Annotated in this window: 18 protein-coding genes; 4 read left to right on the plus strand and 14 right to left on the minus strand. The window is 73.0% G+C overall.

Features of this window, described 5'->3' with window-relative positions:
* The first annotated feature begins 73 nt into the window (after nucleotides 1-73).
* Complete coding sequence (locus AMK26_RS29595) at nucleotides 74-268, plus strand: DUF1918 domain-containing protein (RefSeq protein WP_073758233.1); 195 nt, start codon at nucleotides 74-76, stop codon at nucleotides 266-268.
* A 34-nt stretch (nucleotides 269-302) separates the two neighbouring features.
* Here AMK26_RS29595 and AMK26_RS29600 read toward each other — a convergent pair whose 3' ends face one another.
* Nucleotides 303-1592 (minus strand): glycoside hydrolase family 10 protein, encoded by a 1290-nt coding sequence (locus tag AMK26_RS29600; RefSeq protein ID WP_073758235.1) that lies wholly within the window; start codon nucleotides 1590-1592, stop codon nucleotides 303-305.
* Nucleotides 1593-1760: 168 nt separating this feature from the next.
* Between AMK26_RS29600 and AMK26_RS29605 the strand changes: the two genes are divergently transcribed.
* A complete protein-coding gene (locus AMK26_RS29605; RefSeq protein WP_073758237.1) occupies nucleotides 1761-2621 on the plus strand; it encodes a 3-hydroxybutyryl-CoA dehydrogenase in 861 nt (286 codons plus the stop codon).
* Between the two features lie 151 nt (nucleotides 2622-2772).
* Nucleotides 2773-3030: a hypothetical protein gene (locus tag AMK26_RS29610; protein WP_073758239.1), complete on the plus strand. Its 258-nt coding sequence runs from the start codon at nucleotides 2773-2775 to the stop codon at nucleotides 3028-3030.
* A gap of 15 nt (nucleotides 3031-3045) precedes the next feature.
* Here the strand turns inward: AMK26_RS29610 and AMK26_RS29615 are convergent, their stop codons facing one another.
* From AMK26_RS29615 to infC, 10 genes are all read right to left on the minus strand, one after another.
* Nucleotides 3046-3576, minus strand: coding sequence for an NUDIX hydrolase (locus AMK26_RS29615; protein ID WP_073758241.1), 531 nt, complete (start codon nucleotides 3574-3576; stop codon nucleotides 3046-3048).
* Between the two features lie 86 nt (nucleotides 3577-3662).
* The gene (locus AMK26_RS29620) at nucleotides 3663-5003 is read right to left on the minus strand and encodes a transcriptional regulator (RefSeq protein WP_073758243.1); all 1341 of its coding nucleotides are present in this window, start codon (nucleotides 5001-5003) and stop codon (nucleotides 3663-3665) included.
* A 266-nt stretch (nucleotides 5004-5269) separates the two neighbouring features.
* Nucleotides 5270-6361 carry a PP2C family protein-serine/threonine phosphatase gene (locus AMK26_RS29625; protein WP_073758245.1) on the minus strand — a complete coding sequence of 364 codons (1092 nt, stop codon included), beginning with the start codon at nucleotides 6359-6361 and terminating at the stop codon, nucleotides 5270-5272.
* A 149-nt stretch (nucleotides 6362-6510) separates the two neighbouring features.
* Entirely contained in the window at nucleotides 6511-9039 is a 2529-nt protein-coding gene (gene pheT, locus AMK26_RS29630; RefSeq protein WP_073758247.1) for a phenylalanine--tRNA ligase subunit beta, read from the minus strand.
* Nucleotides 9039-10166: a phenylalanine--tRNA ligase subunit alpha gene (gene pheS / locus AMK26_RS29635; protein WP_073758249.1), complete on the minus strand. Its 1128-nt coding sequence runs from the start codon at nucleotides 10164-10166 to the stop codon at nucleotides 9039-9041. The genes pheT and pheS overlap by 1 nt, the downstream gene beginning before the upstream one ends.
* A 138-nt stretch (nucleotides 10167-10304) precedes the next feature.
* Nucleotides 10305-11432 (minus strand): sensor histidine kinase, encoded by a 1128-nt coding sequence (locus AMK26_RS29640; RefSeq protein ID WP_073758251.1) that lies wholly within the window; start codon nucleotides 11430-11432, stop codon nucleotides 10305-10307.
* 54 nt (nucleotides 11433-11486) lie between these two features.
* On the minus strand, nucleotides 11487-12341 hold the full coding sequence (locus tag AMK26_RS29645) for a TrmH family RNA methyltransferase (RefSeq protein ID WP_073758253.1): 855 nt from the start codon (nucleotides 12339-12341) through the stop codon (nucleotides 11487-11489).
* A gap of 114 nt (nucleotides 12342-12455) precedes the next feature.
* Nucleotides 12456-12842 carry a 50S ribosomal protein L20 gene (rplT, locus tag AMK26_RS29650; RefSeq protein ID WP_073758255.1) on the minus strand — a complete coding sequence of 129 codons (387 nt, stop codon included), beginning with the start codon at nucleotides 12840-12842 and terminating at the stop codon, nucleotides 12456-12458.
* Nucleotides 12843-12944: 102 nt separating this feature from the next.
* Nucleotides 12945-13139 (minus strand): 50S ribosomal protein L35, encoded by a 195-nt coding sequence (gene rpmI / locus AMK26_RS29655; RefSeq protein ID WP_041128339.1) that lies wholly within the window; start codon nucleotides 13137-13139, stop codon nucleotides 12945-12947.
* 101 nt (nucleotides 13140-13240) lie between these two features.
* On the minus strand, nucleotides 13241-13930 hold the full coding sequence (infC, locus tag AMK26_RS29660; protein ID WP_073758257.1) for a translation initiation factor IF-3: 690 nt from the start codon (nucleotides 13928-13930) through the stop codon (nucleotides 13241-13243).
* A 290-nt stretch (nucleotides 13931-14220) separates the two neighbouring features.
* Here infC and AMK26_RS29665 point away from each other — a divergent pair, with 290 nt between their 5' ends.
* Complete coding sequence (locus tag AMK26_RS29665; RefSeq protein WP_198944195.1) at nucleotides 14221-14595, plus strand: DUF1844 domain-containing protein; 375 nt, start codon at nucleotides 14221-14223, stop codon at nucleotides 14593-14595.
* A 165-nt stretch (nucleotides 14596-14760) separates the two neighbouring features.
* On the opposite strand, the gene AMK26_RS29670 is transcribed toward AMK26_RS29665, so the two are convergent.
* Genes AMK26_RS29670 through AMK26_RS29680 form a run of 3 tightly spaced genes read right to left on the minus strand, consistent with a single transcriptional unit; the run spans nucleotide 14761 to nucleotide 17898 of the window.
* On the minus strand, nucleotides 14761-15495 hold the full coding sequence (locus AMK26_RS29670) for an SseB family protein (protein WP_073758259.1): 735 nt from the start codon (nucleotides 15493-15495) through the stop codon (nucleotides 14761-14763).
* 22 nt (nucleotides 15496-15517) lie between these two features.
* Nucleotides 15518-16693, minus strand: a complete 1176-nt coding sequence (gene mycP, locus AMK26_RS29675; RefSeq protein WP_073758261.1) for a type VII secretion-associated serine protease mycosin — start codon at nucleotides 16691-16693, stop codon at nucleotides 15518-15520.
* Nucleotides 16690-17898, minus strand: coding sequence for a hypothetical protein (locus tag AMK26_RS29680; protein ID WP_338015606.1), 1209 nt, complete (start codon nucleotides 17896-17898; stop codon nucleotides 16690-16692). Before AMK26_RS29680 ends, mycP begins: the two co-directional genes overlap by 4 nt.
* Nucleotides 17899-18015: the final 117 nt, after the last annotated feature.

The following is an 18015-nucleotide window of genomic DNA, read 5'->3' on the forward strand; positions in this document are numbered from 1 at the left end:
GGACCACACCTACGGACGTAGACTCCCCATACGGAACGACAATCAGGGCAAACCGTCGCGAGGAGGTCACTCGATGCACGCGACTGTGGGCGACACATTGCTGGTGCACGGCAGGACCGTCGGTCACCACGACAGGACTGCGGAGATCGTCGAGGTTCTCGGGCCGGACGGAACACCCCCGTACCGCGTCCGCTTCACCGACGACGGACACGAAGCCGTGATGTCCCCGGGCCCCGACAGCGTCGTACGACACAAGGAGCCCGGTTAGTCACGGGGAGCCCGCTCAGTCCGGCCCGTCCCTGCTAGCCCGGTGGGCGGACCGGCGTCGGGTAGTGGTCGGCCACGACCCTGGCCATCGCCCCGATGCGGTCCGTCACGACCTCCTTGGCCGAGAAGAAGACATGGCCGCGCACCCGTGGGTACTCACCCGCCAGCGTGAGGTGGCGTGACAGCTCGGCCGGGTCCTGCCAGGCGGCGGGCTGCGCGGGATCGCCGCACTTGTACAGCGCCTCGCCCACGTACAGGTCGACGTCCGTGCCGCGCGCGACCTCGTCCCACCAGGGCACCAGCTTGGCGTAGTCGGCGGCGGCGAAGCCGATGTGCCAGTACAGCTGCGGCACCACGTAGTCGATCCAGCTCTCCTTCACCCACTTCCGGGTGTCCGCGTGCAGATGGTCGTACGTCTGCACCCCTGCCCGGGTGTCCGAGCCGAGCGGGTCGGTCGCGATGTTGCGCCACACACCGAACGGGCTGATCCCGAAGCGGACGTCCTTGTCGATCTCCCGGATCGCCTCGGACATCTCCCGTACCAGCCGGTCGATGTTGTCCCGCCGCCAGGCGGCCTTGTCCGGGAAGCCCGCGCCATGGGCCGCGTAGGTGTCGTCGTCGGCGAAGGCCTGGCCGGCGACCGGGTAGGGGTAGAAGTAGTCGTCGAAGTGGACGGCGTCGATGTCGTAGCGGCGTACGGCGTCGAGCATGGCGTCCTGCACGAACCGCCGCACGTCCGGCAGTCCCGGGTTGTAGTAGAGCTTCCCGCCGTAGGGAAGGACCCACTCCGGGTGCACCCGGGCCGGGTGCCCGTCCGCGAGCCGCGCCGGGTCGGTGTGATTGGCCACCCGGTACGGGTTGAACCAGGCGTGCAGCTCCAGGCCGCGCGCGTGCGCCTCGGCCACCGCCGTGCCCAGCGGATCCCAGCCCGGGTCCCGGCCCTGTACGCCGGTGAGGTACTGCGACCACGGCTCGTACGGCGAGGGCCACAGCGCGTCGGCGGTGGGCCGCACCTGGAAGATCACCGCGTTCAGCCGCCGCTCCACCGCCTTGTCGAGGAAGGCCAGCAGTTCCGCGCGCTGCCGGTCGGCCGGCAGGCCCGGCTTGGAAGGCCAGTCGCGGTTGGCGACCGTCGCCAGCCACATGCCGCGGAACTCCCTGATGGGAGCCTTCCGCTTCTTCTTCCCGCGGTGGTGGCGGCCCTCCTGGTCAGGCCGGGCGGCCGGGACCCCCGGGGCCGCGGCGCCCGCGTCCGTCGTGGCCAACAGCGACGCCACCAGCCCGGCCGCGGCCGCCGCCAGGCTCCTTCTGCCGATATGCCGCATTCATATGCCCCTTCAACTGCGGTTTCTCCCGTTGTCTCCCTGTCCCGCAGAGCATGCCCGCCCCGGACCGCCCTCCACCCGCGCGAACGGAGTAACGTCGGGGGGTCGAGGCGGGCGCCGGAATCACACGGGGGTCCTGCCGCATGGAAGATCAGCGAAAGGCACGATGTGACCGACATCGAACGCGTCGGAGTGGTGGGCTGCGGCCAGATGGGCGCGGGCATCGCGGAGGTGTGCGCCCGCAGCGGCCTGGAGGTCAAGGTCGCCGAGACCACCGGCGAGGCCCTGGAAATCGGCCGTACCCGGCTGTACAACTCGCTCTCCAAGGCCGCCCAGCGCGGCAAGATCACCGAGGAGGAGCGCGACGCGACGCTGGCCCGGCTGAGCTTCACCACCGACCTCGGCGAGTTCGCCGACCGTGACCTGGTCATCGAGGCGGTCGTCGAGAACGAGCAGGTGAAGACAGAGATCTTCCAGGTCCTCGACCAGGTGGTGACCCGCCAGGACGCGATCCTCGCCTCCAACACCTCCTCCATCCCGCTGGTGAAGCTGGCCGTGGCGACGTCCCGCCCCGACCAGGTCATCGGCATCCACTTCTTCAACCCGGCCCCGGTGCAGCAGCTCGTCGAGCTGATCCCGGCGCTGACCACCTCCGAGGGCACGATCAGCCGCTCGCAGGCCGTGGTGGAGAAGGTGCTCGGCAAGCACGCGATCCGCGCCCAGGACCGCTCCGGCTTCGTGGTGAACGCGCTGCTGATCCCGTACCTCCTCTCCGCGATCCGGATGTTCGAGTCGGGCATCGCCAGCCGCGAGGACATCGACAACGGCATGGAGATGGGCTGCGCCCACCCCATGGGCCCGCTGAAGCTGGCCGACCTGATCGGCCTGGACACGGTCGCGTCGGTCGCGGACTCGATGTACGCCGAGTACAAGGAGCCCCTGTACGCCGCTCCCCCGCTGCTCCAGCGCATGGTGGACGCGGGGCGCCTGGGCCGTAAGACGGGCTCGGGCTTCTACCCGTACGCGTAACGCGGGGTGTGACGCACAGCGACGAACTTTCGCACGGGGTGTGCGGAGCGTGTTCGCATATGCCCTGCGCACACGCTCCCTCCTCCTCGCCTCGGGGAGTTGACTCGGACCCGATCAGTCAACGAAGAGCGAAGAGGAGGAGCGGAAAACCGTGACCACCGATCCCGAACACTTAACGGCCGTCGAGGAGTTCGCAGAGCTGCGCCGCTGTCTCGACGTCGGGCTCGCCCGGATCGACGGGCAGCTCGCGCTGCTCGCCCAGCGCCACGGCCAGATCGACCGTGATCTGACCGATCTGGCCACGCGTGTCACGGCACTGGAGCAGGCCAAGTGGCCGCTGCCCGCCGTCTCGGCGCTCACGGCCGTGGGCGCCCTCGCGGTGGCGGTCTGGCAGGCGCTGGGCAACTGATCCGCCCGGTCCGCGTCAGCCCAGCCGGAGATGGTGCAGCATCAGCAGCCCGGCCGCCATGTTGGCGGCCGGGACCTCGCCCCGGGCGATCATGTCCGGGATGAGCTTCAGCGGTATCCATTCGCGGCGGGAGGACTCGAAGTCGTCCTCGGGGTGGCCGATGTAGGTCGCGTCCTCCGCCCAGTACAGATGGTGGCGGGCGTCGGTCAGACCGTTGGACGGCTCGACGGTCAGGAGGTGCTGCAACGGCCCCGGGCGCCACCCGGTCTCCTCCTCCATCTCCCGGGCGGCCGCCGTCGCGATGTCCTCGCCGTCCTCGACCACCCCCGCGGCGAGCTCCCAGCCCCAGCTGTCGGTGATGAACCGGTGCCGCCACAGCATCAGCACCTCGTTGGCCTCGTTGACGGCGGTCGCGACGGCCACCGGGCGCAGCCGGATGAGGAAGTGGTCCAGGTGCCGTCCGTCGGGGAGTGCGACATCCGCCAGGTTGACCTTGAACCAGCGGTTTTCATAGATGGTTTGTTCGCTCAGGTTCGTCCACTGCACTTTTCTGCCACCTTCCGACAAGTAGATGGCAATATCGCAGCAGGCCTACGGAGCGGGCGGAACGTCGCACCGGAAGCACGGGACGGTCACAGCGGCACGCGCAGGGCCCCGTCGATGAGATCGGCCGCCTCCTCCGCCTCGCTGCACCCGCTCGCCACCAGGTGCTCCCGCACCTCACGCAACCGGTCCCGCAGCCGCTGCGACTCCATCCCCCTCGCCCGTTCCGCCATCTCGGCCGCCGTCCGCGCGGCCCGGTCCGCCTCGCCCTGCCGCAGCTCTATCTGGCTCAGCATGGCGAGCCGGTGCACCCGCCCCCGGTCGTGCGCCGGGGTGCGCACGGCGGCCGCGGCATGCTCCCGCGCGCCGTCCAGGTCCCCCAGGCTCAGCAGTGCTTCGGCCACCTGGACGTTGACCAGCCCCGGCTGCACGTACCCGGTCTCGTCCGGTTCATGGCCCGGCCGGATCCGCTCCGCCTCCGACTCCGCGCGCCGGATGCACCGCAGCGCCCCGGCGCCGTCGCCGAGATGGGCGTACGCCTTCGCCTGCATCGCGTGCAGGTCGGCGGCGAGCGCCGGGGTGATCTGCCGCCCCGCCGTGCGCAGCGCCGCCTCCGCGAACGCCACCGCCTGCCGGTACTCCGCCATGAACAGCGACTGGTTGACGAGCAGGGCGATCACATAGGCGCCGAGCCCCCGGTCGCCGCTCGCCTTCGCCAGCCGCAGCGCCTGGTGGAAGTAGCGCTGCGCGAGACCGTGCGCGTCCGAGTCGTACGCGCAGATGCCGGCGACCGCCACCAGCCCGCCGGTCGCCCGGTGCAACTGGCGGCCCAGGGCGTCGTTGTAGCCGCCGCGCAGCAGCGGGGCGGTCTCCGCGTTGAGGAAGCCGACGATCCGGGCGCGGGTGGCGATCCCGCCCGCCCGGCGGTACATCAGCTCGTAGTGGGCGCGGGCCGCGCGCAGCATGGTGATGTCGGACATGCTGACGCGCGTGTGGCCGTCGCGTGAGACGTCCGCGTCCTCCGGGGGGTTCTCCCACTCCCACACCGGCATGACGGCGGGCGTGCCGGTGACCGCCGGAGCGCCCAGTATGTGCGGCCGTTGCTGTTCGTCGGAGCGCCACAGGGCGGTGGCCCGCTCCACGAAGCCGGACAGCGGTGAGCCGTGCGTGACGGCCGCCTCGCCGGGGACGCCGAGCCCGATGTCGTCGAGGGTGACCGGCCGGTGCAGCCGGGCGCCGAGCACCTCGCAGATCAGGTCCGGCACCTGGCCGCGCGGCCGCTGGCCCTTCAACCAGCGCGCCACGGCCGTGTGTTCGTACCGCAGTGCCAGGCCTCTGGCGCGGCCGGCCTGGTTGACGTGGGCGGCCAGGCCCGCGTGCGATATCCCCGCCTCGTCGAGCAGGGCGTCGAGCAGGGTGTTGGGCTGCATGGGTGCCCCTCCGGTGACTCGGTGTGCCCAGAGTAGTGGAGCCGGGTTCGCACGGGGTGTGAACGGAATGCCCGTATCCGTGCCCCGCGCGCTCTGCCGCCATGCCCCCGGCGCCGGTTGACTGGGCGGTCTCTCACAGAGGCGGCCGGGCCGTCGGCTCCCCCTCGTACAGTGCGACGGCCCGATGGAGCGCCGTCCGTCCTGCCGGATCTGCCCGACACTCCGCGGCAGGGCGGGCGGCGCGGCCGCACCGTCCCTGCCGGTCGCTATCGATTGGAGGGTGCAGGCCGGGTGCGGCGCGGCCCTGGGTCCGCGGACTGCGCCGGTACCCGGGAACGGTCGTGACGACAGTCGTGACGACGGTCGTCGCGACGGTCGTTGCGCACGACCATCAGGGCCACATCGTCGGTGAGCCGCCCGCCGGTGTGGCGCAGCAGCGCCGCGTGCACCCGGTGGATCAGGGCCGCCGGGGGCACCGGCGCCTCGCGCAGGGCCTGGTCGAGTACGTCCCGCAGCCGGAAGAACCGCCCCGAGGCGTCCCGCGCGTCCTCGGCGCCGTCCGTGTGCAGGAACAGCGCCTCACCGGGCGGCAGCGTCACGCACCGGTGCACGGGCAGCTCGTCCGGCAGCGGGAAGGCGCCGAGCGGCGGCAACGTCTCCCCGGCCACGACCTGCTCGGTCCGGCTGCCGAGCTGATAGGGCCACGGGTGCCCGCAGTTGAGGGCCAGCACGGCACCGTCCCGGCGGATCTCCAGCAGCAGTACGGTGACGAACTCCTCCGCCACCGGACTGTCCGGATCCCACCCGCCGACCGCCGGGTGCTCCTCCCGCGCCCGCTCCCGCAGGTGCCGCCCCAGCGCCCGGTCCAGCCGCCGCAGCACGCCGCCGAGTTCGGGCTCGTCGTGCGCGGCCTCCCGGAAGCTGCCCAGCACGGCGGCGACCGCCCCGAGCGCGGCCAGCCCATGACCGCGTACGTCCCCGATGACGATCCGTACGCCGTGCGGGGTGGCGACCGCCTCGTACAGGTCGCCGCCCACGGCCGCGCCCCGGGCGACGGACAGCTGGGCGGCGGCGACGGACAGGCCGTCGAGGCGGGGCGGCAGGGGGCGCAACAGCACCTGCTGGGCGGCCTGGGCGACGGCGCGCACCTGCTTCAGCTCCCTGGCCAGGCCACGGCGGATGCCCAGGACCAGGCCGGTGCCGACGGTGAAGAAGACGGCGCTGGTGGCGATCCGTGTGGCCGTCCCCTCCTGGTGGGCGAGGGGACAGGTGAGCTTCCACAGGGCGGCGACGCCGCCCCAGAGGGCGGGCAGGGCGAGCGGGGCAAGGCGACGAACCCAGGCTCGCGTACGCAGCATGCGGACCGCCCTTCTCCAGGCCCCTCCTCGCGGTCGGGACGATTCTGTCGATCGTCCACGGCAAGGGGGAAAGTCCACCAGGCTTCCCACCCGAACGAGTGAGGGCCATGGCCGGTGTTCCGGCCATGGCCCTCGGACGTCAAGCGGGATCAGGCGCCGCGCAGCACCGCGCCCGTCCGCTCGGCGGCGAGCGCCACCGCGGCGTCACGCGCGGCCGAGGCCTCCTCGACGGTCAGCGTGCGGTCGGCGGCACGGAAGCGCAGCGCGTACGCGAGCGACTTCTTGCCCTCGCCGATCTGCTCGCCCTCGAAGACGTCGAACAGCCGGATGGACTCCAGCAGGTCGCCCGCACCCTCGCGCAGGGCCTTCCCCACCTCGGCGGACGGCACCTGACGGTCCACGACCAGGGCGACGTCCTGCGTGGCGACCGGGAAGGCCGAGATCCGCGGCGCGCGCACGGCACCGGCCGAGGCGCGCTCGACGGTGTCGAGGTTCAGCTCCATCGCGCACGTACGGGCGGGCAGGTGCAGCGCCTTGACGACACGCGGGTGCAGCTCACCGGCGTACCCGACGACCTGCTCCTCGCCGTCCACCACGACGGCCAGCTCGGCGCAGCGGCCCGGGTGCCACGGCCCGTACTGACCCTGGCGCACGATCAGCTCGGCACCGGCCTCACGGGCGACGGTCCGGGCGGCCTCGATGGCGTCGGCCCAGTCGGACGGGCGGCCCTTGCCCCACCAGCCGGCCTGCTCGCGCGCCCCGGCGAGGACCACGGCGGCGTGCCGCGGCTGCTCGGGCAGGACGGCGTTGACGCCGGCGATCTCCTCGTCGGTCGGGCGCCGGTCGACGGGCAGCCGCACCGCGACGCCCGGCTCCCCGGCGGCCCGGAAGACCAGACCGGTCTCGAAGAGCGCCAGGTCGTGGCTGCCCCGGCCGTCGTTGCGGCGCAGCGCGCCGAGCAGGCCCGGCAGCAGCGCCGTACGGAGCGCGGGCTCCTCGTCGGAGAGCGGGTTGACCAGCTTGACGACCTGGCGGCAGGTGTCGTCCGCCGGGATGTCGAGCTGGTCGAAGACCTGCTCGCTGATGAACGGGTAGTTCAGCGCCTCGACGTACCCGGCGCCGGCCAGGGCGCGGCCCACGCGGCGGTGGGTGCGCTGACGCTCGGTGAGCCCGCGGCCGGCCGGGGGCTTGGGGAGCGTGGAGGGGAGGTTCTCGTACCCCTCCAGCCGGATGACCTCTTCGGCGAGGTCGTTGGGCTCGTTGAGGTCGGGGCGCCAGGACGGGACGGTGACGATCAGCTCGTCCTGCCCGTACACGTCGCAGCCGACCTCCTGGAGGCGGCGGACGACGGTCTCGCGGCCGTACGTGACACCCGCGACACGGTCCGGGTGGTCGGCGGGCATCGTGATCGTGCGCGGCGCGGACGGCGCGAGGATCTCGGTGACGCCGGCCTCGGCGCTGCCGCCCGCGAGGAGGACCAGCAGGTCGACGGTGCGCTGCGCGGCAGCGGCGGCGGCCTGCGGGTCGACGCCGCGCTCGAAGCGCTTGGACGCCTCGGAGGACAGCTTGTGGCGGCGCGCGGTGCGGGCGATGGAGATCGCGTCGAAGTGCGCGGCCTCGATGACCACCTCGGTGGTGCCCCGCACCTCGCCCGTCTCCGGGTCGGTCTCGGAGTCGGCGATCTCGGTGTTGGCGCCGCCCATGACGCCCGCGATGCCGATGGGGCCGCGGTTGTCGGTGATGAGCAGGTCGGCGGCGTCGAGGACGCGGACCGTGCCGTCGAGGGTGGTGATCTTCTCGCCCGCCTCGGCGCGGCGGACCCCGATGGGGCCGTCGAGCCGGGAGCGGTCGTAGGCGTGCAGCGGCTGGCCGAGCTCCAGCATCACGTAGTTGGTGATGTCGACGGCGAGCGAGATCGGGCGCATGCCGGCCTTCTGGAGGCGGCGCTTCAGCCAGATCGGCGAGTGGGCCTCGGGGTCGAGGCCGACGACGGTGCGCGCGGTGAAGCGGTCGCAGCCGATCGGGTCGGAGACCTTGACCGGGTAGCCGTACGAGTTGGGCGCGGGCACGTCGAGGAGCGCCGGGTCGCGCAGCGGCAGGCCGTACGCGATGGCGACCTCGCGGGCGATGCCGCGCATCGACAGGCAGTAGCCGCGGTCGGGCGTGACGGCGATGTCGAGGACCTCGTCGTACAGCTCCAGCAGCTCGGTGGCGTCGATGCCGACCTCGTACTCCGGCGGCAGCACGATGATGCCGTGCGTGCCGTCGTCACCCATGCCCAGCTCGTCGCCGGAGCAGATCATGCCGCGCGAGACCTTGCCGTACGTCTTGCGCTCGGCGATCCGGAAGTCGCCGGGGAGGACGGCGCCGGGCAGGGCCACGACGACCTTGTCGCCCTCGGCGAAGTTCCGGGCGCCGCAGATGATCTCCTGCGGCTCACCGGTGCCGTTGGCCTGGCCGACGTCGACGGTGCAGAAGCGGATCGGCTTCTTGAACTCGGTGAGCTCCTCGATGGTGAGAACCCTGCCCACCACCAGCGGGCCCGTCAGGCCGGCGCCGAGCTGCTCGACGGTCTCGACCTCCAGCCCGGCCGACACCAGCTTGGCCTGTACGTCACGGCCGGTCTCCGTCGCCGGCAGGTCGACGTACTCCCGCAGCCACGAAAGCGGGACCCGCATCAGATCTCCATCCCGAACGGCCGGGTGAACCGGACGTCACCCTCGACCATGTCTCGCATGTCTTCGACGTTGTGGCGGAACATCAGCATCCGCTCGATGCCGAACCCGAAGGCGAATCCGCTGTACTTCTCGGGGTCCACACCACAGGCGACGAGCACCTTGGGGTTGACCATGCCGCAGCCGCCCAGCTCGATCCAGCCCTCGCTGCCGCAGGTGCGGCAGGGCCGGTCGGCGTTGCCGACGGACTCGCCGCGGCAGACGTAGCAGAGCATGTCCATCTCGGCGGACGGCTCGGTGAACGGGAAGAAGTTCGGGCGCAGCCGGGTCTTCATGTCCGAGCCGAAGAGCGCCTGGACCATGTGGTCCAGGGTGCCCTTGAGGTCCGCCATGGTCAGGCCCTCGTCGACGGCGAGCAGCTCGATCTGGTGGAAGACCGGGGTGTGCGTGGCGTCGAGCTCGTCGGTGCGGTAGACGCGGCCGGGGCACACGACGTACACGGGCGGCTCGCGGTCGATGAGCGTGCGGGCCTGCACCGGGGAGGTGTGCGTACGCAGCACGATGCCGGACTCGTCACCGGAGGTGCCCTCCGGGCCCTCGACGAAGAAGGTGTCCTGCATCTGGCGCGCCGGGTGGTCCGGTACGAAGTTCAGGGCGTCGAAGTTGAACCACTCCGCCTCGACCTCGGGGCCCTCGGCGACCTCGTACCCCATGGAGACGAAGACGTCCGCGACGCGCTCCATGAGGGTGGTCAGCGGGTGGCGGGCGCCGGAGGGGACGCGGTCGTAGGGCAGCGTGACGTCCACCGCCTCCTCGACCAGTACGCGCGCGTCGCGCTCGGCCTCCAGCTCGGCCTGGCGGGCGGCCAGGGCCTTGTTCACGGCACCGCGCGCCTGGCCGACACGCTTGCCGGCCTCGGCCTTGGCGTGCGGCGGCAGGGCGCCGATCTCCCGGTTGGCGAGCGCGAGCGGCGAGGTGGGGCCGGTCTGCGCGACCTTGGCCTCGTGGAGCGCGTCGAGGTCACCGGCGGCGGCGAAGGCGGCGAGCGCCTCGTCCCGCATGCGCTCGATCTCTTCCGGTTTCAGTGCCTCGACCTCGACTGGGTCGTACGACTTGTTCGGTGCCGACATCTCTTCCCGTACTTCCGATGGGCTGGCTGGGGCCCCCGCTCGACGACCGAGGACGCAAAGGTGCCAAAGGACGAGTCTAACGGGGTGTGGGCAGGCGGATGAGCCGCGGATCAGCCCGTGGACGTCCTGGACCCTCGGTCAGGTGAGATACGAGGGGGCGCCCACGGGCAACGTAAATCGGAACTGGGCGCCACCGGCGGGTCCGCGGCCGACGCTGATCGTGCCGCCGTGCGCCTCGACGATGCCCTTGACGATGTAGAGGCCGAGGCCGGTCCCGCCGCGCTTGCTCCCCCGCCAGAAGCGGGTGAAGACACGGCCCATCGACTCCTCGGGGATGCCGGGGCCTTCGTCGCTCACGGTGACGGCCGTTCCCTTCTCGTCGTCGGTGGGGCCGGTGGGGGCCACCTCGATGGTGACGGTTCCCTCGCCGTGGCGCACGGCATTTTCGAGCAGGTTGCCGAGGACCTGGTCGATTTTGTCGGGGTCCGCCCACAGATCGGGCAGCGGGCGGCGTACGCGGACGAAGAACCGGTCCGGCGACTGGCCGCGCGTGGTGTGTGCCTGGATGTGGCGGCCGATGGCGGCGGCGATGTCGACCGGCTGGCGGCGCACTTCGAGGCGGCCGGAGTCTATTCGGGAGATGTCGAGGAGCTCGGCGATCAGCCGGGTGACACGGTTGGCGTCGGCGTCGACGGTCTCCAGCATCAGCCGCTTCTGGTCGTCGGTGAACCGCTCCCACTTGGCGAGCAGGGTCGCCGTGAAGCCCTTGACGGAGGTGAGCGGCGAGCGCAGCTCGTGGGCGACGGTGGCGATCAGCTCGGCGTGGCTGCGCTCGGTACGGCGCCTCGCCTCGGTGCCGCGCAGGGTGACGACGACCTTCCGTACGGGGCCGAGGGGCTCCTCGCGTACGTAGCGGGCGGCGACGAGGACCTCCCGGTTGCCGGGCAGCAGCAGGTTGCGCTCGGGCTGCCCGACGCGGATGGCGAGGCCGCCGTACGGGTCGGTCAGCGCCCACCAGCGCCGCCCCTTGAGGTCCTCCAGCGGCAGCGCCTGCTCCAGCGGCCGCCCGAGCGCCTCCGCGGCCGGTACGGCGGTGAGGCGTACGGCCGTGGCGTTGAAGCACACCACCCGGCCGTTCTCGTCGGCGACGACGAGCCCGTCGGGAAGGTCGTCGGGGTCGATCCCGGGCACGCCGGGACCCGCTGAAGCGCCCACGCCCACTAAGGCGCCCTCCCGTGCCGCGGGCCTGCTGGTGCCGACCGTCATCCCCGTCTCCCACCCCTCCGTGTGACGCAGTGGGCCCCCGAGCCCGTCACCCTACTAGCTGGAGGTGACGGAGCGGCACCCTCCGGCAGCACGCTGCGCACGCGCGGAGCCGTAGAGACATACGGCCGCGGCGGTCGCCAGGTTCAGGCTCTCGGCCTTGCCGTGGATCGGCACGCGTACGACGGCGTCCGCGAGGGCGCGGGTCTCCTCGGGCAGGCCCCACGCCTCGTTGCCGAAGATCCAGGCGGTGGGCCCGCCCATGGTGCCCGCGTCGAGCTCGGCGTCCAGGTCGTCCTCGCCCGCCCCGTCGGCGGCCAGGACCCGCAGCCCGGCGCCCTTGAGCCCGGCGACGGCCTGCTCGACGGGGACGCCGACGGCGACCGGGAGGTGGAAGACGGAGCCGACCGAGGCGCGCACGGCCTTGGGGTTGTAGAGGTCCACGGAGGCGTCCGTGAGGACGACCGCGTCGGCGCCGGCGGCGTCGGCGCACCGCAGCACGGTGCCGGCGTTGCCGGGGTCGCGTACGTGGGCGAGGACGGCGACGAGCTTGGGGCGGGCCTTGAGGATGTCCTCGAACGGCGAGTCCAGGAACCGGCACACCCCGAGCAGCCCCTGCGGGGTGACGGTCTGCGAGACCTCGGCGAGCACGGCGTCGGAGGCGTGGTGGACGCGGGCGCCGGTGGCGCGGGCGGCCTCGACGATGTCGGCGTACCGCTCGGCGGCCTCGACCGTGGTGAACAGCTCCACCAGGGTGGGCTCCCCGCCGCTGTGGTGCGCCACGGCCTCGCGCACGGCCTGGGGGCCCTCGGCGATGAACAGGCGCTCCTTGCCCCGGAAGTTCCGCTTGGCGAGCCGCCGGGCCGCGATGACGCGCGGGGAGCGGAAGGAGATCAGCTCAGGGGTGCCCATGGTGGTCGGCGGCTCTCTTCTCGTACGCACGGGATTCCCGGGCGCGGGGTCGAACAGACCGGACCCGCAGGCTCGGGGCCTGCGGGTCCGGAGGGAAGAACTGCGTCCTGGAGATCAGGCGGCGGCCTTCGGGGCGTTGACGTCGCTCGGGAGCGCCTTCTGGGCGACCTCGACGAGCGCGGCGAACGCGCCCGCGTCGTTGACCGCGAGCTCGGCCAGGATCTTGCGGTCCACCTCGATGTTGGCGGCCTTCAGACCCTGGATGAGGCGGTTGTACGTCATGCCGTTGGCGCGGGCAGCGGCGTTGATGCGCTGGATCCACAGCTGACGGAAGTCGCCCTTGCGCTTCTTGCGGTCGTTGTAGTTGTAGACCAGCGAGTGGGTGACCTGCTCCTTGGCCTTGCGGTACAGGCGCGAACGCTGGCCGCGGTAGCCGCTGGCCTGCTCGAGGATCGCCCGGCGCTTCTTGTGGGCGTTGACTGCCCGCTTGACGCGTGCCACTTGTTAACTCCTTGTAGCGGGGCCGTGGGTGGACTCACACGGCCCGGAAACGATATGGGTCCCGGTGTCGGGCTGCCCTCGTCACCGAGGGCGGGATGTCAGTCAGATGCCCAGCATCTTCTTGATCTTGGCGCTGTCACCCGGGGCCATCTCGGCGTTGCCGGTGAGGCGACGCGTCAGCTTGGACGACTTGTGCTCGAGCAGGTGGCGCTTGCCGGCGCGCTCGCGCAGGATCTTGCCGGAGCCGGTGACCTTGAAGCGCTTCTTGGCACCGGAGTGCGTCTTGTTCTTCGGCATAGCGCCGTTCTCTCCTCGTCAGTGGCGCTCCCAGCCGGTCCGGAGACCGGCACACGGGAGCGTCAGATGTGTCGGTTGAATCCTGGGCGGGTGCCCGGGAATCAGGCCTCGGCAGCCTCGTCGGCGGGCTCGTCCGCGTGGGCGGGCTGGCCCTGGCGTTCCGCCTTGCGGGCGGCCTGCGCCTCACGGGCCTCGGCCATTGCCTCGGTCTTCTTCTTGTGCGGTCCGAGAACCATGATCATGTTTCGGCCGTCCTGCTTCGGGTTCGACTCGATGAACCCGAGGTCCTGGACGTCCTCCGCCAGCCGCTGCAGCAGCCGGTAGCCGAGTTCCGGCCGGGACTGCTCGCGACCACGGAACATGATCGTGATCTTGACCTTGTCGCCCTGCTTGAGGAACCGGACGACGTGACCCTTTTTGGTGTCGTAGTCGTGCGGGTCGATCTTCGGCCGGAGCTTCATCTCCTTGATGACCGTGTGCGCCTGGTTCTTGCGCGCCTCACGGGCCTTCATGGCCGACTCGTACTTGAACTTCCCGTAGTCCATGAGCTTGCAGACCGGCGGACGGGCGTTCGCCGCGACCTCGACGAGATCGAGGTCGTACTCCTGCGCAAGCTCCAGGGCCTTGGCAAGCGGAACAATCCCGACCTGCTCGCCGCTGGGACCGACAAGTCGCACCTCGGGAACGCGAATCCGGTCGTTGATGCGGGGCTCGGCGCTGATGGATCCTCCTCGGTAGCACCACGCGACCGCCTGGCGGACGGACGCGTAACGTCTGTTTAGTAAGACCAACCGCGCCGGTGCATGAAAAATGCCCCGGACGGGACACAGGCGGGGCTCCTCGTGCTACCGGAGCACCGCCACGGCGTACCGCGGGGCGCACATCGGGCGGCTCCATCGTCCGTACGGAACGATGGGCGCCACCTGACCGGTGACCCGCCGTCCCGAGGGACGGCCAGGTGGGAGATCGGAGCCTCCACTTGTGGGCCGGATCACGAGTCGTGTCCAGCCGGTCGTCACACCAGGTTACCAGCTCCTGGGGGGTGGGGCTAACGGGGCGCGGGGCGCCTATCGTGTGGGGCATGAGTGACGCCACGCCGAGCAACGCCTCCGCCGCCGAGACCACCGACTACGAGACCATGACCCGCGACATCGCGGAGGTCCCCGCGGTCGAGGTGATCGTGACGGTCGCCGTCAACCTGATGAGCGCCGCCGCGGTCAAGCTGGGGCTCACCGAGGAGGGCGACCAGTACAAGGACCTCGACGAGGCGCGCAAGCTGATCCACGCGCTGGCGGGCCTGCTGGACGCGGGCGCGACGGAGGTCTCCTCGTTCCACGCCGCCCCCCTGCGGGACGGCCTGAAGTCGCTCCAGCTCGCGTTCCGCGAGGCGTCGATCGTCCCTGACGAGCCGGGCCAGGGGCCGGGCGAGAAGTACACGGGAGCCGTGTACGGCTGACGGGCCGCGCGGGCCGCAGCCGCGGCCGGGCCGCACCCGGGGCGTCGTACGTGGGGGTACGGGGGGTCGCTCCCCGGGTGACCGCAGTCACGGGAGCCGTGTACGGCTGACGGGCCGCGCGGGCCGCAGCCGGGGCTACGGGCACGGGAGCGGTGTACGGCTGAGTCAGTCGCGTACGTAGAAGGGCTCGCCCGGGGGCGTGGCCGTGGCCGGCAGGAGTGCCAGGTCGAGGCCGCGCACCAGGCGGGCCCTCAGCGTTTCGTCGGCCGCCAGGGCGCGGGCGACGCGCCGGGCCGCCTCGGCGGGGGGCGCGTCGGGGGCGAGGACCAGGGCGAGGGTGCCGTCCGCGCTGCCGGGGCGGAGGTGGGCGCGGAGGACGGCGGGCTCGGCGGCGACCGCCGTGCGTACCGCCTCCCTGACGGCGGGGTCGGCGAGCGGGTCGGTGGAGGTGCGGCCCTCGGCGACGGCGAGCAGCGCGGGGCCGGTCAGCTGGTACGGCACGGGGCCCGCGAGGTCCAGGACGAGCGTGTCGGCCTTCTCGTGGGCGGCCGCCTGGAGCGCCTGGTGCAGGGGTACGGCGACGGGGCGGGCGGCCGGGTCCCAGAGGGCCAGCGACTCCAGGGACGTGAACGCCGGCAGTGCGCGGCGGTCGCCCGCGGTGAGGGTCGGCACGGCCATGTCGCTGGTCTTCTCGCGGCGCAGTCCGGTCTCCTCGTCCTCCTCGACCTCGCCGAGGACGGCGACGACGGGGACGAGCAGCCGGGCGCCCCTGAGGGCGGCGAGGACGCGCGGCTCGGCGGCCCGGTCCTGGGCCCAGGCCGCGAGGGCCGCGGCCAGCTCGGGGTCGGCGGTGCCGTCGTCGTCGGAGAAGCCGGGGTCGGGGATGTTCTTGAGCGCCACGCGACGAGCCTAACGGCGCGGGTCAGCGCCCGGTGGCGCGGCCCCCGCGCCACAGGACGACCGCGGCGGCCAGCAGGAGCACGCCGAGGGCGCCGGTGACGGGCGCGAGCAGCCCGGTGCCCTGTTCCTCCTCGGGCGCGGCCACCGGCCCCGTCCCGAAGTACCGCTTGCCGTAGCCGGCGGTGGCGGCCTTGAGGTCGGCCGGGCGCAGTTTCCCGCCGGCCTCGATCGCGGCGGCCGGGTCGACCGTCCCGTACCCCTTGTCGATGTCGTGGCCGCCGCCCTCGGGGCGGTCGCGGGCGGTGTCGGCGAGGAGCGCCTTCACCTGGGCGGGGCTCAGGCCGGGGTGGGCGGCCCTGACCAGGGCGACGGCGCCCGAGACGAACGCCGACGCGGCGCTGGTGCCCCAGCCCTCGTAGTACTTGCGGTCCGGGTCGGCGATGACGATGTCGACGCCGGGCGCGCTGACGGTGGCGTACCAGCGGCTGGTGGAGAACGCGGCGTGGGTGCCGTACCGGTCGACGGCGGTGACCGCGATGACGCCCGGGTAGGCGGCGGGGTACGAGATGTGGTCGCCCTTGTCGCCGCCGTTGCCGGCCGACGCGACGACGACGGCGCCCTTGGCCAGGGCGTACTGGACGGCCGCGTCCTCGCCCGCGTCGGGGTGGGCGGACTCGCTGTCGTCGCCGAGGGAGAGGTTGATGACGTCGGCGCCGTGGTCGACGGCCCAGCGGATGCCCTGGGCGAGGGCGGTGCCACGGGTGTTGCGGGCCTTGGTGCGGGCCGGGTCGCCGCCTTCGAGGATGACGCGGACGGGGAGGATCTTCGCCTCGGGCGCGATGCCGAGGACGCCGTCCTCGCGGCCGTCGCCGTGTCCGTGGCCCGCGATGATGCCGGCCATGGCGGTGCCGTGGCGGGCCCAGGCGCGGTCGCCGCGCTTGGCGCCGAAGCCGATGAGGTCCTTGCCGGGCAGGACGTTGCCCGCGAGGTCGGGGTGGGTGGCGTCGACGCCGGTGTCGAGGACGGCGACGGTGATGCCCTCGCCCTTGGTGGTACGCCAGGCGTCGGCGGTGCGCATCGCCTCGAGGCCCCACTGCTGGGCGCGGATGGCGTCCGCGTGGGCGGGCGTGGCGGGCAGCACGGCGAAGGCGGTGGCGGCCAGGGCGGCGGCGAGGGCGGTACGGCGGTTGCGGGTCACTGGGGCTCCTGCGTGGCCTTGCGGGCCGTGGTGCGAAGACCGCGCTCGATCCGGTCGGCGATGCCGTCGGCGTCGTGGCCGAGCCCGGCCTGGGCGGGCGTGCTCGTCTGGCCCTCGGCCATCGCCTCGGCGGCGGGCTGCGGATCGTCGACGGTACGGCCGTCGGCGAAGCCGGACACCGCGTAGACGATGACGGGCACGTCGGTGAGGACGCTCACCCGCCAGCTCGCCCGCTGCGGGTCGCCGAACCCGGCGGCGACGGTGCCGGGGGCGGCGAGGGTGCGGGGCAGGAGGTCGGTGCGCTCGTCGAGGCTCTGGTCGGTGAAGCGGGTGCGCAACGCGGCCATGCCGGGGCGGTCGGCGTCGGTGAAGACCATGCCGACGGTGGTGACGCTGGTGGAGGTGGCGTCGGTGTACGTGGCGCGCAGCACGCGCTCGCAGCCCACCGGCTGCAGGGCCCTGACCAGGAGGGGGTCGAGGGCCCCGGTACACGGCCCGTCGGGTGCGACGGCGACGCGCGTCCAGGTCCGGTCGGCGCGGCCGGGTCCGGCGCCCTCGCCGTCGAGGGTGCGGGGGAAGAGCGTGTCGACGGGGACGCTGTGCCAGATGGTGCGGGCCTCGGTGAAGCGGTCCGCCGCGGAGGCGTGGGCGGCCGAGTCGCCCACGAGCCACGCCCCGGCGGCGGCTCCGCCGGTGAGCCCGAGCCCCAGGACGAGGCAGGCGACGGCCGCCGCCGCGCGGGCGGGGTGCCGGCTGCGGACGGGCCGCAGGCGGGTGGTGGTCTCGACGGGCGTCTCGGGCGGCATCCAGTAGGGCTGAGCGGCGCGCGGGACGGGGGCCCCGGGGCGGGCGGTGAGGTCGACGGCACCGACGGGCCGCCGCCGCGTGGGCGGCGTGACGGGCGCCGGCGGGACGGAGGACGGGGCGGAGGACGACGGCGCGGAGGGCGACGGCGCGGCCACGGACTCGCGCACGGGCCGCAGCCGGGCGGTGGTCTCGGCGGCCGCCTCCCCTGCGGGGCCCGCCACCGGCACGGGCCGCAGCCCGGCGGTGCCCTCGACGCCCGACGGGCCGGGCGCCGGCCGGGCGTCGGCCGCCGACGCCGGAGCGGTGGACCGCGCCGGGCGGGGCCCGTCAGCCGGGCCGGTACCGGAAGCGGCGCCCGGAACGCCCCCGGCCGCCACAGCCGGGGCTGGAACGGCCACCGGGCGGGCACCGGACGCGGGAGTTGCGGCGGGCGCGGGCGCCGGAGCGGGGGCCGGACGGGCGCCGGTTGCCCGCTCCGGAGCAGTGGCCGTGGCCGGGTTGGCGGCATCCGCGGG

Origin of the sequence: Streptomyces sp. CB03234 (assembly GCF_001905885.1) — a bacterium.
Lineage (GTDB): Bacteria > Actinomycetota > Actinomycetes > Streptomycetales > Streptomycetaceae > Streptomyces.

What these genes read in the sequence shown, in the direction of transcription:
- AMK26_RS29645 (WP_073758253.1), bottom strand. Translation starts at nt 12,341, where the DNA reads ATGGGCACCCCTGAGCTGATCTCCTTCCGCTCCCCGCGCGTCATCGCG.
- AMK26_RS29595 (WP_073758233.1), top strand. Translation starts at nt 74, where the DNA reads ATGCACGCGACTGTGGGCGACACATTGCTGGTGCACGGCAGGACCGTC.
- pheT (WP_073758247.1), bottom strand. Translation starts at nt 9,039, where the DNA reads ATGCGGGTCCCGCTTTCGTGGCTGCGGGAGTACGTCGACCTGCCGGCG.
- AMK26_RS29600 (WP_073758235.1), bottom strand. Translation starts at nt 1,592, where the DNA reads ATGCGGCATATCGGCAGAAGGAGCCTGGCGGCGGCCGCGGCCGGGCTG.
- rpmI (WP_041128339.1), bottom strand. Translation starts at nt 13,139, where the DNA reads ATGCCGAAGAACAAGACGCACTCCGGTGCCAAGAAGCGCTTCAAGGTC.
- pheS (WP_073758249.1), bottom strand. Translation starts at nt 10,166, where the DNA reads ATGTCGGCACCGAACAAGTCGTACGACCCAGTCGAGGTCGAGGCACTG.
- AMK26_RS29620 (WP_073758243.1), bottom strand. Translation starts at nt 5,003, where the DNA reads ATGCAGCCCAACACCCTGCTCGACGCCCTGCTCGACGAGGCGGGGATA.
- AMK26_RS29665 (WP_198944195.1), top strand. Translation starts at nt 14,221, where the DNA reads ATGAGTGACGCCACGCCGAGCAACGCCTCCGCCGCCGAGACCACCGAC.
- AMK26_RS29625 (WP_073758245.1), bottom strand. Translation starts at nt 6,361, where the DNA reads ATGCTGCGTACGCGAGCCTGGGTTCGTCGCCTTGCCCCGCTCGCCCTG.
- AMK26_RS29640 (WP_073758251.1), bottom strand. Translation starts at nt 11,432, where the DNA reads ATGACGGTCGGCACCAGCAGGCCCGCGGCACGGGAGGGCGCCTTAGTG.